We start from the raw sequence: 13711 nt of genomic DNA, 5'->3' as shown, positions 1-13711 counted from the left end.
GCATCCGGTCTGCATCACTGGGAGCCACCCCTTTGGGATCGACGTGAGTCGCAACGTTGATGTTTCCGGTCGCGACTCACAGGTGCCGGCATGCCGACACCACTCCCACAAGAGCTGCAATGCGAAGGCGCCCAGATGCCGGCGCCATCGGCATCCCGTCTGTCCTCCAACTGGTATCCGAATCCCATCTCGCCGTTTCACGTCCGTGGCTTCGCGGATTGGCTGAGTGCATTCGCTACCGCCGCGGGCGTGCCATCACCCAGCGCCGCATAGGCGTCGCTCAGCGCCTCGATGAAGCGCGGGTTGGCGGATACCGACGCAAACACGGCGTCGAGTTTGAGGAACGCCACGACATCGTCCAGTGCATTGCCGGTCGTGGCGCGTCCGATTTCCCGCAGTGCTTCGTCCAGCGGATCGACCAGCGCGATGCCGTTGCGCGCCTGCCGGCGCACGAAATGCAGCCACGCCGCCACGGGCAGGCATAAACGATCGATCAAGCGGCCAGCGGCGAGCGCGTCGGCAATGGTGCCGAGTATGCGGACGGGCAGTTTCTGCGAGCCGTCCCAGGCGATCTGCGAGAGCAGGTGGCGGATATTGGGATTGCGGAAACGCTCGAGAATGGCATCGATATAGGCGTTGGGATCGAAGCCGCGAAGAACATCAAGCGTGGGAGCGATGTCTTCGCGCATCAGGCGCTCGACGAAACCCGCCAGTGCCGGCTGACGCATGGCGTCGGCGACCGTTTCTATGCCCAACAACGAGCCGAGATAGGCCAACGTGGAATGCGGAGCATTGAGCAGGCGCAGCTTGGCGCGGTCGTAGCCGGCAATGTCGTCGCTCATCGTCACGCCGGCACGCTCGAAGGCAGGCCGGCCGTTGCGGAAGCGGTCTTCGACCACCCATTGCGTATACGGCTCGCGCTGGATCGGCCAGGCGTCGGTGAAGCCGAGTTGTGCTGCGACGCGGTCACGCAGTGCCTCGTCGGTAGCGGGCGTAATGCTGTCGACCATTGACCGCGGGAAAGCCACTTCAGCGTCGATCCACGCCGCCAATCCGGCATCGACTCGCTTGGCGTACTGCAACACCGCGCGGCGAAGCTTGCCGCCGTTATCAGCCAGGTTATCGCAGCTGAGTACGGTGTATGGCGCAAGACCGCGCTGCCTGCGTAAGTTCAATCCCGCCACGATGTAGCCGATGGCGCCCTTCGGGGTGTCAGGCGTTGCCAGGTCATGGACAATTTCCGGATGCGCGAAGTCGAGCTCACCGTTGCTGAGGCAGTAGCCTTTTTCGGTGATGGTCAGCGTGACCAGGCGCACCGCCGGATCGGCTAGCCGCGCCAGTACTGCCGCCTGTTCGTCTCGTGCGCATAGCAGTTCGCGGATCGAGCCGATGACGCGCAGGCTGGATTGTTCGCCGAGCAGGGCCAACGTGTACAGGCCGTCCTGCGGTCGCAGCATGTCGCGCACTTCGCTGCTGTGCAGAGATACGCCGCTGATCGCCCAGTCCGGTTCATCGGTGAGGAGATCATCGATGTACACCGCTTGATGTGCGCGGTGGAATGCACCGGCGCCGATGTGGACGATGCCTATGCGGGTGTTGTCGCGGTTGTAGGTGGGTCGGGCGACTTCTGGCGGCAGCCAGGTGAGCTCAGCGTCGTTCAGGCGTGGGGTGGCAGAGGTGGGATAGGTCATTGTTGTTCAAGCCTGTTCGATCTTCCCTTCTCCCTTCGGGAGAAGGTGCCCAAAGGGCGGATGAGGGTACGGCGAAGTGGTATCGGCGAACGGCTAAGAGCAATCATCAGCTCTTCGTCAGTTTTGCGATCGGCACCATACCTCTTCGCCGTACCCTCACCCCAACCCCTCTCCCGGAGGGAGAGGGGCTTCATTGCTGCTTAGACTTATTTCTCTTTAATGCTAACCCGCTTCTTCAACCGAATATCCGCACTCGACGCACCCAACTGCACCTCATACGCGCCGGCATCAACCGCATACGCTTTGCGCCCTTCATCGTAGTGACGCAGATCAGTTTCCGGCGTAAACGTGAACGACACCTCGCGTTCCTCGCCCGGCTGCAGATGCACGCGCTGGAATCCGCGTAGCTCCCTGCGTGCCCGCTCGCGTTGCGGTTCGAGTGGATGCAGATAGAGCTGCACGACCTCATCGCCAGCACGCTGTCCGGTGTTCTTCACTTTCAATGCGACCCGCACCTGCTCCTTCGACCCGATCTTGTCGCGATCCACACGCAAGCCCGAATAGCCGAAGCGTGTGTACGACAAACCATGGCCGAACGCATACAACGGCTCGCCATCGAAGTACCGGTAGGTGCGCCCTTTCATGTTGTAGTCGTCGAACGCGGGCAGCTTCTCATCCGCCTTGTAGAACGTCACCGGCAGGCGCCCGGCTGGATTGGTATCGCCGAACAACACGTCGGCCACCGCATTGCCGCCGCGCTGGCCCGGATACCAGGCGACCAGGATCGCCGGCAGGTTTTCCTTCGCCCAGTCCACCGCCAGTGCAGAGCCCGTCGTCAGCACAAGCGCCACTGGCTTGCCGGTCCCATGCAGCGCTTCGAGGAGTTTGCGCTGGGTTTCCGGCAGACGAATGTCCGTGCGGTCGCCACCGGCGAAGCCCGGATAATTCACCTCCATTTCCTCGCCTTCGACATCGCCCGTCAGGCCACCGACGAACACCACCACTTCGGCCGCGCGTGCGGCATCCAGCGCTTCGTCGAACAGCGATTTCGCGCCGGGCATGCGCCAGGCCAGGCGCACACCGGCATCCTGCTCCAGCTCGTAGTATTCAAGCTTGAGGTCGTAGGCGCGGCCGGCTTCCAGATCGACCGCGACAGACTTGCTGCGCAGGCGAGAAGCATCGCTCCACTCTTCCAGCAAAGGTTTGCCGTCCAACCAAAGACGCAGGCCATCGTTGGCGGCGACTTCGATCTCGTACTTGCCCGATACCGGCGGCACCAGTTGTCCGGTCCAACGGACGCTGAAATCGTCGCCGCCGAGGCTCTTGGCAGCCGACATCTCGCCGCGCGCCACCATGTCGTCGGTCGGTCCGCCACGGTCCCAGCGGAAACCGACTTCCGGATCGACGCGGGTCAACACGGGTTTGCCCTTGAACTCGCGGCCGCGGAAGTACTCGCCCTTGAGCCCGCGCTGCGATGCATCGGCGGATGGCCGCAGATAGCGTCCTTCAATCAGCGGTGCGGCTGCCGGATCATTACGGCCTTCGACCAAGTCGGCACCGCGCGCATAGATCACTTCGGCATTGGGCAACGCTTCGCGAATCCCCTGCAGCACCGTTACCGGGGCGGCCGGCGTGCCGTAGTAGTTGCCGAGCAGCGACATCGTGTCGTCGGCGGTCGGGCCGATCACCGCAATGCGCTTGAGGTCTTTCGACAACGGCAGCAGGCCGTCGTTCTTCAACAACACCATGGATTCCTGGGCGGCGCGCCGTGCCAGCGCGTCATGCGCCGGTGCCTGATTCACCGAATAGGGAATCTGCGCCCAGCGCACCATCTCCGGCGGATCGAACATGCCCAGCCGCATCCGCGTGGTCACCAAGCGGTTGAGCGATACGTCAAGTTCCGCCTCGGTGATCAGGCCCTTCTTCACCGCCACCGGTAGCGCCTTGGCGTAGCTGTGGCCGCAGTTGAGATCGTCGCCGTTCTTGACCGCAAGCGCGGAAGCTTCCTCGACCGTGGCGACGATCTTGTGGTTCTTCCAGATGTCCTCGATCGCCCAGCAGTCGGAAAGCACGTAGCCCTTGAAGCCCCAGTCGCGGCGCAGGATGTCCTGCAACAAGTATTTGCTGCCGCTGGCCGATTCGCCGTAGACGCGGTTGTAGGCGCCCATTACCGCGGCGACGTCGGCTTCTTTCACCAGCGCTTCGAATGCCGGCAGATAGGTTTCGTAGAGATCGCGCTTGCTCGGATGCACGTCGAAATGATGGCGGTCGGCCTCCGGGCCGCTATGCACGGCGAAGTGCTTGGCGGTGGCGTCGAGCTTGTGGTACTTGGGGTCGTCGCCTTGCAAGCCGCGGACGAAGCTGATCCCCAGACGCGAGGTCAGGTATGGATCCTCGCCGTAGGTTTCCTGCCCGCGGCCCCAGCGCGGATCGCGGAAGATATTGATGTTCGGCGACCAGTACGTGAGGCCCTTGTAGCGGTCGCGCTCGCCGCGTGCGGCGAAGTCGTGGTGCTTGGCACGGGCTTCATCGCTGATGGTTTTGGAGACTTCGTCCATCAGCGGAACGTCGAACGTGGCCGCCAGGCCGATGGCTTGCGGAAAAACGGTTGCCGCGCCAGCACGCGCTACGCCGTGCAGGGCTTCGTTCCACCAGTCGTAGGCGGGCAGGTCCAGACGCGGGATCGCCGGATTATCGTGCTGCATCAGCGCGGCTTTTTCCTCCAGCGTCAGTCGCGATACCAAGTCAGCCGCACGCTCCTCGAAGCTGCGAGTGGTGTCGAGATAGCCGGGTTTTTCGGCATCGGGTTTCTTTTCGGCCGCCCAGGCTGGAAGCGTCGTAGACACAAGCAGCACGGAAATTGCGATGCCGCTGGTGAGCCGCTTCGTGAGAAGACTGCGTACGTTGTCGCTTGTTGTCGATTGCATTCCTGATCTTCTCCTCACCACATGATCCCTACTTGTGGGAGCGACGGCTTTCAACAGCCGAATGGCTGGTCAAGTCGCGACGCTCCCCGCCGAAAACCATCGCGACTCACGTCGCTCCTACACGGTTACCGAACCATCTGCACCGTTTGTACCGCATACGGCCCCACCACCGCGCCAACAAAACCGCCGGCGGTCTCGGTGCTGAGGATGGTCCCGTCATCGTTCTGCTTCAGCCACTTCCAGCCTTTGCCGTCCGCGTCAAAGGCGAACGAGTAGGCGCGGCCGTCTCCGGTTATTTTCAGTTTCAGATCTTTCGTCGGCGCGACGACTGTGCTGGTAATCGTCGCGGTTTCTCCGCCGCCTTTCTTGCGCAGGAATAGTTCCATGCCCTTGTCCGTGCGACGCACGCCGAAGAAGTACCAGTGCTTCTCGTTCTGGAATGCCGCTAGTCCTGCCTCGGTGTCTCTGTTTGTCGGTACGGTAAGCGCGGTGCTCGCTTCGAAGGCGATGTGCTGCTGACGGCGCCCAAGAAACGATGGATTTCGCAGTGTGTCCAAGCCCTCGGCGAGTGGCTGGATGGCTAGGCGCCCCGGCTGCACGTCCAGTTTCGCCCACTTCTGCTTGGGCACGCGCACGAACATCCATGCGCGGTCCAACGCAGTGGCATCGAACTCGTCGCGCCAGGTGAAGTTGCCCGTCGACGGCGTATGCGTGGCGGTACCCGACATGAAACTCGGGCCCGGAGCGACATAGGGAATCTCGCGCCCGGCTTCGAGGATCACCGGCCAGCCGTCCTTCCATTCCACCGGCAATAGAAAGGTCTCGCGCCCGGTGTTGTAGTGCACGCCGTCGTAGTTGCGACTGGCCAGGAAGGTGGCCCACCAGCTGCCGTCCGGTCCTTCCACCAGATCGGCGTGACCGGCATTGGTGATCGGATGCTTACGGTCGGCGGGCAGGTCGCGCTGGGTCAGGATGGGATTTTTCTCGTAGGGTTTGTAAGGCCCCCACACATCACGACTGCGCAGCACTACCTGCGAATGCTGCGGGCCGGTGCCGCCTTCGGCCGCGCTAAGGTAGTACCAGCCGTCGCGCTTGTAGATGTGTGGACCTTCGATCCAGATCGGATTGGTCGACGGATCGACGCCACCATCGATCAGCACCTTGCGCGGGCCGAATGGCTGCAGCTTGGCGACATCGAATTCCTGCAACCAGATCGCGCGGTGGCCGTCGTATCGCGGTTTACCGACGGGCGCGTCGTTGTTGAGAATGTAGGTGCGGCCGTCATCATCGAAGAACAACGAGGGGTCGATGCCGCCAATGGTCGGTAACCAGGTGAGGTCGGACCAGGGGCCGGCGGGATTCTTCGTGGTGGCGATGAAGTTGCCACCGCTGTCCACTGCGGTGTTGACCACATAGAACGTGCCGTCGTGGTATTCGATAGCCGGCGCGAACACGCCGCGCGACATGCCCAATCCATCGAAGTCCAACTGCGACGGGCGGTCGATGACATTGCCGATCTGTCGCCAGTGCACCAGGTCCGTGCTCTCGAACACGGGAATGCCGGGAAAGAACGCGAAGCTCGAGTTCACCAGGTAGAAGCGATCGCCAGCGCGCGTGATGCTGGGGTCGGGGTGGAAGCCGGCTAGCACTGGATTGCGATAGCTGCCCGCGGGAACTGGCGCTTTAAATGCTGCGTCTTGGCCGCGGTATTCGAACCAGTCGAAGAGCACTGGTTTTGGTTCGGCGGCTTGAGCCGCTGCGGATAGTCCGATGATGATCAACAGTCCAGCAACGCAGTCGCGGAGAATCGAAGAGCAAATCCCTCTCAGTCCCCCTCTATTAAAGGAGGAGGAAAAGCGGCTTTGCCTTTGCCTCCTTTGCAAGGGCTTCTCAACAGCCGAACGGCTGGTCAAGGAGGAGGAAGAGCACAATCGACGAAGAATATTCATGGCGCTCACCAATCCCACATCGAGCCATCTTCCAATCGCGCGATCGGAAGCTGCTTGGGCACGTACGGATATTTTGCGGCGAGCTGTTCGTCGATATCCACACCATGGCCCGGCGTGTCGCCGACGTGCAGGCGACCGGCGCGGAATACATAGTCGTGCGGGAACACTTCGTTGGCCTCGTCGGTATGGAACATGTATTCCTGGATGCCGAAGTTCGGTACCCAGGTATCGAAATGCAACGCTGCGCCCATGCATACCGGCGACAGGTCGGTAGCGCCGTGGAAACCGGTGCGCACCTGATGCAACGCGGCGAAGTCGGCCAGGCGGCGGACATGGGTGATGCCGCCGGTGTGCACAATGGTCGCGCGGATATAGTCGATCAGCTGGTTCTCGATCAGGTGTTTGCAGTCCCAGATCGAATTGAATACCTCGCCAACAGCCAACGGCGTGACCGAATGCTTGCGGATCAGTTCGAACGATTTCTGGTTTTCTGCCGGCGTGGCGTCTTCCAGCCAGAACAATCGATAAGGCTCCACGTCGCGCGCCAGGCGCGCGGCCTCTATCGGCGATAGGCGGTGGTGCACATCGTGCAGCAGTTCGATGTCATTGCCGTGATCCTTGCGCAGCTGCTCGAACAACTTCGGTGCGGCCTCCAGATAGCGCGATGTGTTCCAGACCGTCTCGGCGGGCAGTTCGCTCTCGGCTGGTTCGTAAGGCTTGGTGCCGGTGGAGATACCGTAGGCCTTCTTCACGCCCGGTACGCCGCATTGTGCGCGAATGGCCAGGAAACCTTTCTCCCGGTACATGCCGACCTGATCGCTGGCCTCGGCGATATCGCGGCCGTTGGCATGGGCATAGACCAGCGCGCCGTCGCGCGAACGCCCGCCCAACAGTTGGTAGACGGGCAAGCCCGCCATCTTGCCAAGGATGTCCCATAGCGCGACGTCGACGGCGGCGATCGCGCTCATCGTGACCGGGCCGCGGCGCCAGTACGCACCGCGATACAGAAATTGCCAGAGGTCCTCGATGCGGCCGGCGTCGCGACCGATGAGGTTCGGTACGACATGCTCCTGAAGATAAGCAGCGACAGCGAGTTCGCGGCCATTGAGCGTCGCATCGCCCAGGCCGTACACGCCCGAACGCGTCTGGATTTTCAAAGTGACGAAATTGCGTCCGGGACAGGTGACGATGACTTTCGCGCTGACGATCTCGCGGTCACGCGAGGAACCGTGCGTCGTAGTTTCAGTATCAGGTGCGGTGCTCATCGGCATCTCGTCGTGAATGGAATTATGGAATGGGAACTTCGAACGGCCCGGCAGGTAGCCCAGCGCCGTCAAACAGGGTGACCACCGGGCTATCCGCCCAGCCGTAGCGCACGCGAGTGGCGGGCGCTGCCAACGATGCACGCAGGACCACTTCTTTGCCGCGTATCTGCGCATTGGCATATCGGCAGGTACCTTGGCCCGCACCGCACAGCTCGAAGCCGATCGGATGCTCGGCACCGTAGGCCACCAGACGGTCGCTGACATCGCCGAAACTCACCACGACCGCATTGCCTTCGCGCTTTGCCGACAGCGGCACCGGCCCGGATGGCGGCGTTTTTTCGCCGTAGACCACATGCCGCGCCGCACGCGCGAGACGACGGCCGAGCTCCTGCTTGTTGGGTGGATGCAGGTCGTAACGGTCGCCTATATCGATCGTGACGGCCAGTCCTCTGCGCGGGTCTTCGGCGGCAACGTGCCGTTGTGATTCTCGCAGCGCCGCCCAGTCGCTTTCGCCCGGTTGCGTCAGCGCTTTACCGTAGCCGGCCAGCTGCACGATCAGCATCGGCAGGTCGGCGCCAAAACGCGCGCGCCAACCGCTATGAAGACCGCGCAGCAGATCGCGATAACGTTCCGGCTCGGTGGTGTTCGATTCGCCCTGGTACCAGAGGAATCCACGCAGACCATACTGGCCCAGCGGCGCGATCATGCCGTTGTACAGCGTCGACAGCCCGGTGGCCCCTTGCCACGGCGCATGCGGTGGCTCGTCCGGCCCCGGCATCACCCGGTACTTCCATGTGCCGTCGAGCGGGACACTGGTGCCATCCTTGAGACGCAATGCGTTCGCGGACGCTGGCCCGGTGAGGCCGCCGTCGCGGTAAGTGTCGAGCACGTTGATCGCGATGACATTTTCGCCTTCGCGCAACAATCCGCTCGGCAATCGGTAGTCGCGGCCTGACCAGCCGTAGGTGCTGCCAACGGCGCGGCCGTTGACCCAGGTCATGTCCATTTCATCGACCGGGCCCAGCGCCAGCACTGCGTCCTGCGCTGCTTGCTGTGCCGTCAGCTTCACTGTCGTGCGGAGCCAGACCGTGCCGTTGAAGTCGCTCAGTTCCGGCACGCCCCAACGTTCCCATGGCCCGAGATCGCGTGGTGCATTCTTCCAATCGGAACCGGGTTTATAGATGGGGCTCCACGGCTCATCATCCGCTGCTACATCGGAACGTCCGTGCCACCACTTCGACCAGATTCCGTCCCAGCGCTCGACCGCGGCAACGGGATCGCTGGTGTACAACTTCAGCACGTCCAACTCGTCGTTGTAGTGGCCGGTCGCACTTAGTGCTTCACCGCTCATCCATGCCTGTATGGCGGCACCGCCCCAAGCCGCGCTGATCAGGCCCATCGGCACGTCGACGGTCTTCTGAAGTTCGCGGGCGAAGTAGAAACACGTCGCGGAGAAATCGCGCAAGGTATCCGGCGTGATGGTCCTCCATTGCACAGGAGCGGAGAATTTCTCCTGCGGAACCACGCTGCCGCTCTGCGGCACCGTCAGCAGTCGGATCGTCTTGTTGTCCGCCCCGGCAATCTCGGAGCGCGCGTCCAGCGAACGCCAAACTGGCAGTTCCATGTTCGACTGCCCCGAACATAGCCACACATCGCCCACCAGCACGTCGTTCACCGTTTGGGTGGCGCCGCCTGAAGAACTCGCCGTCAGCGTATGAGGGCCGCCTGCCTTCAGTGCCGGCAGTTCCACTTTCCAACGTCCCGCATCATCGGCGCGTCCGCGCGCGCGTTTGCCGGCGAAGGTGATGCTCACCGTTTCACCAGGCTGTGTACGCCCCCAGATCCGTAGAGGTTGGTCGCGCTGCAATACGGCGTGATCTTGGAACAAGGTGTGCAGCAGCGATGCGTGGCCCTTCTCCTGCGCTCGCGCGGGGACCGCCGTGGACGCGAAGAGCGCCAACAACGCGATACCGGCCGTACGCAACAGCAACGACATCGTCGGGCTCATCATCCGTTCCCCGGCGCGTAGGGGAATTCCAGCGATTCGTAGTACTCAAGCGATTGCGCGGGTGGCGCATAGCCTTCGGGCAGCGGATGCTTGGAGAAGGTCTGGAAGTACGCGATGCTGGCGTCGCGCCACCACTTCGCTTCTTTTTCCTGGATCGCGAGGAAGTCGGCTACTTGAGCATGGCGTTCCGGATCGATACGGCCTTCCAGGCCGTCCCAGGTCTTGCGCATGCCGCGAACGTAGTCAACGCCACGTGTGTAGCGATGCACCAGTTCGTCCCACAGCGGGCGGCCAGAGCGCGTCTGGTAGTCCCACGGCACATGATGAAACCAGAGCAGGAATTCTTCCGATACCCGGTGCAGGTCACCGAACTCGCGCGCCACGGCCGGTGCGTACTGCGCCACCGCATTGCTGCCGCTGGCGGTGCGGTCGAAACCGATGCCATCTGCGCTTGCGCGATGGTAGTAGACCGATGTCCAATCCGCGCGCGGTCCGCCCGATATCCAAGGGCCCGGGCCGTAGTGATGGCCACGCCCCATCAGGTGATGCAGGCCCAACGGCGTCATATAGTCGACCGCCGCTTCGCGCGAGCCCATCATCATGGCGACGATAGGCGCGACCACCGCAGCGTCGTTGGAAAACGTCATTCGCGCCCACTCTTCAGCGATCGCCTGCGAGGACAGGTTCGGGTTCCACGCCAAACGGCCGTACACGTACCAGTTGGCCTGGTCGAAATGCGAACCGCTCCAGTTGCGGTCGGCGCCGATGTTGGCCACGCCCGCCATGCCAGTTATTGCATACCCGTGCAGCGAGCCATCGATCACCTTCGCCACGGTCGAGCTTTTGCCGTGCTGGCGCGTGTCCGCCTTCAGTGTTTCTTCGAACAGCGGGCCCAGGTAGACAAGATGCGTGGCGAATCCCAGATATTCCTTGGTGATCTGGAATTCCATCATCAACGGTGTCTTCGGCATGGCGCCGAATAGCGGATGGAACGGCTCGCGCGGCTGGAAATCGATGGCGCCGTTCTTGACCTGCACCATCACGTTGTCGCGGAACTTGCCGTCCAGCGGTACGAATTCGCTATAAGCCTGCTTCGCGCGATCATCCGGTTGTTCGTGCGAATAGACGAACGCGCGCCACATGACGGTGCCGCCATGCGGCGCGAGCGCATCGGCCAGCATGTTCGCGCCGTCGGCGTGCGAGCGGCCGTAGTCCTGCGGCCCAGGCTGGCCTTCGGAATTGGCCTTGACCAGGAAGCCGCCGAAGTCGGGAATGGTTTTGTAGATCTCGTCGGCCTTCTCGCGCCACCAACGTTGCACTGCCGGGTCGAGCGGGTCGGCGGTCTTCAATCCGCCGATCTCGATGGGCGCACTGAAGCGCGCGCTGAGATAGACACGAATTCCGTACGGACGTAGCACGCCCGCCAGCGCGGCGGTCTTCTCCAGGTACATCGGCGTCAGGCTCAGCGCGTTGGAGTTGACGTTGTTGAGAACGGTGCCGTTGATGCCGAGCGACGCATTGGCGCGTGCATAGTCGGTGTAGCGCGGATCCAGATAGTCCGGCAGTTTGTGCCAATCCCAGATCGAAGCGCCCGCGTAACCGCGCTCCACATGGCCATCCAGGTTGTCCCAATGATTCAACACGCGCAGCTTGACGCGCGGTGTTTCGCGAATGTCCAAGTGCTCCAGCGGCTGCCCGGTTTGCAACAGGCGCAGAAAGTGGAACGCGCCGTACAGCGCGCCGATGTCCTGGTTGGCGGCAATCACGGTGACCGCCTGTCCATCCACGGTTGCGCTACGGATCAGATAGCCGTCCGGCCCAAGCCCGCGCGTATCCAGCGCCAGGCGAGCGATCAATGGCGAGGACGCGGCCGTCCCGACAATCACCGCGCCGTCCTGGGTGATGCTGTCCGTCGTGGCGGGCGCGGTACCGAGCAGACCTTCCAGGCCCCGCATCAGCTCCGCACGGGTGGCTGCTTGCGTGGGCGTCGCCGTTCCGGCCACCAGCTGGGTGACGTGCGGCCGGTAGGCTTGCACGCGGTCCGCTTCCACCGTCCGGTAGCCCAGCCACAGGTCGTAGCCGTCCTCGGCCAACGCGGCAGGCACGCACGCCATGCTTGCCCAACCTAGAAAGAACAGGCCGAAGAGCCGGCCCATAAGCGTTGTGCGGCGGCTATCGCCTGTCTGAGGGGTTAGCGGTAACATTCCGGGCATCTGGATTACGGGCCTCCGATCGAGTTTTTCATGGGCATTCCCGTGGCGTATAAAGCCGGGGGCCTCGACGGCGAGCCCTGTGTCCACCAGCCGAGTGAAGGAATGAGTGTTGGAGAAGCCTAAGAAATCCGAACGGCGCAAGAGCCGCGGCGTCACCATCGATGAGGTGGCAGCGCTGGCGGGGGTGTCGCCGATGACGGTATCGCGCGTCATGAACGGACAGGGAAAGGTCCGCGACGCCACCCGCGAACGAGTCATGCAGGCCGTACGCGAGTTGGACTACACGCCCAACCTGGCCGCCAGTTCGCTGGCCGCTGCCCAGCACACACGCATCGCGCTGATCTACACCAATCCCAGTGGCGCTTATCTGCGCGAGCTGCTGGTCGGTCTGTTGCGCGTGGCGTCGCGCACCGCCATTCAACTGGTCATCGATTACTGGGATGACCTGGATGCCGAATCGGAACGCAAGGCCGCGCGCGCACTGACCAAGAAAGTCGACGGCGTGATTCTGCCGCCGCCCTTGTGCGAATCGCGCGCGGCGGTAACCGAACTCGTCCGCGCGCATATTCCGGTGGTCGCGATCGCTTCGGGCCGTTTCAGTGAAGATATTTCCTGCGTGCGCATCGACGATTTCCGCGCGGGCAAGGAGATCGCCGAGTACCTGATCGAACAAGGCCACACGCGCATCGGCTGCATCAAGGGCCGGACCGACCTGAGCGCCAGTGCGCGCCGTTTCCAAGGTTTTCAGGCGGCGCTCGAAGAAGCCGGCATCGCGTTCGACGCCACGCTGGTCCAGCAAGGCGACTACACCTACCGGTCCGGCCTGAAAGCGGCTGAAAAAATGCTGGCGCACCGTCGCCCGCCGAGTGCGATCTTCGCCAGCAACGACGACATGGCCGCCGCTGCGATATCGGTCGCGCACCGGCGTGGATTGGATGTCCCGCGTGATTTGTCGGTGGTGGGCTTCGACGATACCTCCGCCGCCACCACGGTATGGCCGGAATTGACCACCATTCACCAGCCCATCGCTTCGATGGCCAATACCGCCATCGACGTGCTGCTGCGCAGCATCCGCCGGAAGGATCGCACCACACGGGTGTTGGTGGACCACGTGGTGCCGCATCGGTTGATCGTGCGCGACTCCGTGGCTCCGCCGCCCAAGCGGAAGTGAGAACCGCGCCCCGCGGCATATCCGTGGCGATAGCAACAAGGCCGTCGCAACGGCGCTTCTCGTAGAGCGGAGCTTGCTCCGCTGCTCTTGGCTCTCCGTGCACCAATCGAAGAGCAGCCGAGCAAGCTCGGCTCTACGTGAAGCGCGCCGGATAGCACGCGGATCAGGAGCGCATTGCAAGGTGCTGCTCATTTCGCTTCCGCTCCCTCCAGCTTCAGACTAATCGATGCGCTTCGATGCTCTGCCCACTTCGGTGTACTGCGATGCATTCCTCCGCCCCAGGTGAGCGGAGGAATGCGGCTACGACTCAACGCAGCAAATATTGATTCAACAGATTCTCGTACGCTTCCTGGCGACCGCTGCGCTGGGTGGGTTCGCCGGTCTTGACGGCGTACTCGCGCAGATCCGCCAGGCTGCTCTTGCCGGCTTCGAAGTCGCGGCCGGCGCCGGCATCGAAGCTGGCGTAGCGATCCTTGCGCCAGGTTTC

Annotated in this window: 7 protein-coding genes and 1 pseudogene; 1 reads left to right on the top strand and 7 read right to left on the bottom strand. The window is 62.9% G+C overall.

Annotation, left to right across the window (positions count from 1 at the left end; all coding sequences use genetic code 11):
- Nucleotides 1-197 precede the first annotated feature (197 nt).
- The 6 genes from AB6O04_RS16435 to AB6O04_RS16410 all read right to left on the bottom strand — a co-directional run bounded on the left by AB6O04_RS16435 (nt 198) and on the right by AB6O04_RS16410 (nt 11996).
- Nucleotides 198-1691 carry a mannitol dehydrogenase family protein gene (locus AB6O04_RS16435; RefSeq protein WP_368565252.1) on the bottom strand — a complete coding sequence of 498 codons (1494 nt, stop codon included), beginning with the start codon at nt 1689-1691 and terminating at the stop codon, nt 198-200.
- Between the two features lie 206 nt (nt 1692-1897).
- The gene (locus AB6O04_RS16430) at nt 1898-4618 is read right to left on the bottom strand and encodes a glycoside hydrolase family 3 C-terminal domain-containing protein (protein ID WP_368565251.1); all 2721 of its coding nucleotides are present in this window, start codon (nt 4616-4618) and stop codon (nt 1898-1900) included.
- 125 nt (nt 4619-4743) lie between these two features.
- Nucleotides 4744-6399 carry a glycoside hydrolase family 43 protein gene (locus tag AB6O04_RS16425; RefSeq protein WP_368565250.1) on the bottom strand — a complete coding sequence of 552 codons (1656 nt, stop codon included), beginning with the start codon at nt 6397-6399 and terminating at the stop codon, nt 4744-4746.
- Nucleotides 6400-6572: 173 nt separating this feature from the next.
- On the bottom strand, nt 6573-7832 hold the full coding sequence (manD, locus tag AB6O04_RS16420) for a D-mannonate dehydratase ManD (RefSeq protein ID WP_368565248.1): 1260 nt from the start codon (nt 7830-7832) through the stop codon (nt 6573-6575).
- Nucleotides 7833-7854: 22 nt separating this feature from the next.
- A complete protein-coding gene (locus AB6O04_RS16415) occupies nt 7855-9840 on the bottom strand; it encodes a sialate O-acetylesterase (RefSeq protein ID WP_368565247.1) in 1986 nt (661 codons plus the stop codon).
- A complete protein-coding gene (locus AB6O04_RS16410) occupies nt 9840-11996 on the bottom strand; it encodes an alpha-glucuronidase family glycosyl hydrolase (protein WP_368565246.1) in 2157 nt (718 codons plus the stop codon). The genes AB6O04_RS16415 and AB6O04_RS16410 overlap by 1 nt, the downstream gene beginning before the upstream one ends.
- 166 nt (nt 11997-12162) lie before the next feature.
- Between AB6O04_RS16410 and AB6O04_RS16405 the strand changes: the two genes are divergently transcribed.
- Entirely contained in the window at nt 12163-13224 is a 1062-nt protein-coding gene (locus AB6O04_RS16405; RefSeq protein WP_368565244.1) for a LacI family DNA-binding transcriptional regulator, read from the top strand.
- Nucleotides 13225-13531: 307 nt separating this feature from the next.
- On the opposite strand, the pseudogene AB6O04_RS16400 reads toward AB6O04_RS16405, so the two are convergent.
- Nucleotides 13532-13711, bottom strand: a pseudogene (locus tag AB6O04_RS16400) (xylose isomerase); the annotation flags it as partial.

Source organism: Pseudoxanthomonas sp. UTMC 1351 (assembly GCF_040948865.1).
Taxonomy (GTDB): domain Bacteria; phylum Pseudomonadota; class Gammaproteobacteria; order Xanthomonadales; family Xanthomonadaceae; genus Pseudoxanthomonas_A.
Note: the sequence above shows the minus strand (reverse complement) of the source record. Positions and strands in the feature narration are given on the sequence as shown.

Excerpts from the sequence above, each read along its gene's own strand:
- AB6O04_RS16430 (WP_368565251.1), bottom strand. The coding sequence starts at position 4,618 with ATGCAATCGACAACAAGCGACAACGTACGCAGTCTTCTCACGAAGCGG.
- AB6O04_RS16410 (WP_368565246.1), bottom strand. The coding sequence starts at position 11,996 with ATGGGCCGGCTCTTCGGCCTGTTCTTTCTAGGTTGGGCAAGCATGGCG.
- manD (WP_368565248.1), bottom strand. The coding sequence starts at position 7,832 with ATGAGCACCGCACCTGATACTGAAACTACGACGCACGGTTCCTCGCGT.
- AB6O04_RS16435 (WP_368565252.1), bottom strand. The coding sequence starts at position 1,691 with ATGACCTATCCCACCTCTGCCACCCCACGCCTGAACGACGCTGAGCTC.
- AB6O04_RS16415 (WP_368565247.1), bottom strand. The coding sequence starts at position 9,840 with ATGAGCCCGACGATGTCGTTGCTGTTGCGTACGGCCGGTATCGCGTTG.